This window comes from Chamaesiphon polymorphus CCALA 037 (genome assembly GCF_003003845.1).
Classification (GTDB): domain Bacteria; phylum Cyanobacteriota; class Cyanobacteriia; order Cyanobacteriales; family Chamaesiphonaceae; genus Chamaesiphon; species Chamaesiphon polymorphus.
On the sequence record NZ_PVWO01000722.1, the window covers coordinates 1 to 2,220 of the forward strand.

At 48.6% G+C, this 2,220-nt stretch carries 1 protein-coding gene; it reads left to right on the forward strand.

The features are described 5' to 3' along the window. Positions 1–134: 134 nt before the first annotated feature. On the forward strand, positions 135–2,220 hold a 2,086-nt coding region (locus tag C7B77_RS28680; RefSeq protein WP_146138589.1), incomplete at its 3' end, for a helix-turn-helix domain-containing protein.

Genomic DNA, 2,220 nt, shown 5'->3' on the forward strand with positions numbered 1-2,220 from the left:
GGCTCAGATTCATTCATCTTTTCCCCCTTATTTAGTAATTGTACCTCTTTCTATACTCTTTGAGCGGGAAGGGAGTAGTTAGCCGCGATCGATATACTATAGATGTAGTTATATTACCTGTATCGATATAGACTATGACTCCCGATGAAGCTCTAGAAATCTTGGATGATTTACTCAAACCCAAGGTGTTAACACAGATTCAAGAATTTGTGTTTCGGCAAACTTGGGCGGGGGATAGTTATGGAGCGATGGCCGATCGAGCGGGCTATGATGAAGACTATATCAAGGATGTGGGTTCGCGGCTGTGGAAGCAGTTGAGTCAGTTGCTAGACGTAAAAGTTAGCAAAAATAACGTTCGATCGGTATTCGGGCAGCAGGGACGACAACGAGCGGAGCGTCTAGTCCCGATCGAGCCTATCGTCCCCTCACCGCCATCTCCACAGGCAGCGGTAGACTGGGGCGAAGCAATGGAGGTATTTGACTTTCAGGGGCGGGAAGCGGAACTCCAGCAGCTACAGAACTGGATTGGTAGCAATAACAATATCCCCTGTCGATTGGTGGCGATTCTGGGGATGGGGGGAATCGGTAAAAGTGCGATCGCAGTGAAATTAGTCGAACGCTTGCAAGAGTCTGGATACAAGTATCTTATCTGGCGATCGCTCCGCAACGCACCACCATTAACGGTGTTATTAGAAGATTTGCTGCAAGTGTTTAGGGATCTCACCCAAACTGCGATCGATAACAAACCGCCGGATTTAGCTACTCAAATATCGAGCTTATTTCAATTCCTGACAGCAGCGAAATGTGCGGTCGTGTTAGATAATGTGGAAACAATTTTGTTGCCAGGAGAGAGGGTTGGCAATTATCGATCGGGTTATCAAGAATATGGTGATTTCTTTCAGCAGTTAGCCCAACGTCGCCATCAAAGTTGCGTTATTCTCACCAGTCGCGAACAGCCGAAGGAAATTGGTGTCCTCGCAGAACCAGGTTCTTCCGTTTATACTTTGACGATATCGGGATTAGACGCAGCAGGGGCGTGGGCAATTTGCCGACAGCGGGGAATTGAGGAAGCAACGGAGTTAGATTGGCAAGTATTAACCGATCGTTATCGCGGCAATCCGTTAGCCCTAAAAATTGTCTCGGCGGTGGTAGTCGAGTTATTTAGTGGTAATTTAACTAACTTTTTGGTACAGACTCATCCCGATCGAGCTTCCCTTCTGTTTGACGATATTCGAGATTTATTAAATCGACAATTCGATCGATTGTCGGCATTAGAAAAACAAGTGATGTATTGGTTGGCGATCGTGCGCGAATTCGTCCCGTTAACCGAATTACGTCGCTATTTAATCCATCCCCGCGCCCAACAAGATTTACCGGATATTCTCCGCTCTTTAGCCAAACGCAGCTTAATCGAACTCGGCAATGCTCATACTCCTAATGAGATCCAATTTTCGCAACAGCCAGTCGTGATGGAATATGTCACCGAACGCTTAATCGATGGCGTAGGTGAGGAATTGTCCGCTTTAGCACCAGCAGAACTATTACCCAATCTCGCGCTGCTTCAGGCGGAAGCAAAAGATTATATCCGCCAAGTACAGGAACGACTGATTTTAGATGGCATCATCGATCGAGCCTCTGGTAATAAACTCCAAATTGCCGATCGCTGGCGGGATTTCCTCGTCAATTTACCTCGCGATCGTGCCGATTATACTGCTGGAAATCTGGTGAATCTCCTCGTGCGGTTGCAAGCAGATTTGAGCGATCTCGACCTGTCGGGGATGACAATCTGGCAAGCCTACCTGCCAAATACTCCCCTCCACCGCTTAAATTTAACTGGTGCGGATTTGAGCGGATCGGCTTTTGGCGAACGGTTGGGGAGCGTGATGTCAGTCGCGATCGCGGCTAATTGCGATCGATTAGCCACTGGGGATATGAATGGCACCATCAAGCTCTGGGAATTCAGCACGGGCAAACCGTTATTACAAGTGATGGGGCACACCGCCCCGATTTTAGGTTTAGTCGCCAGCGAAAATGGGCAGATCCTCGCTAGTGGTAGCGTCGATAGTCTGGTCAAAATTTGGCAGGTGGAGACGGGGGAATGCACGCTCGTTATCCCCCACGAAAATATGGTCTGGGGGATTGCCCTGAGCAAGGATGGGCGGTGGTTGGTTTCCACCGCTGCCGATTTGAGTATTCGCGTCTGGGACACCGTTACAGGCG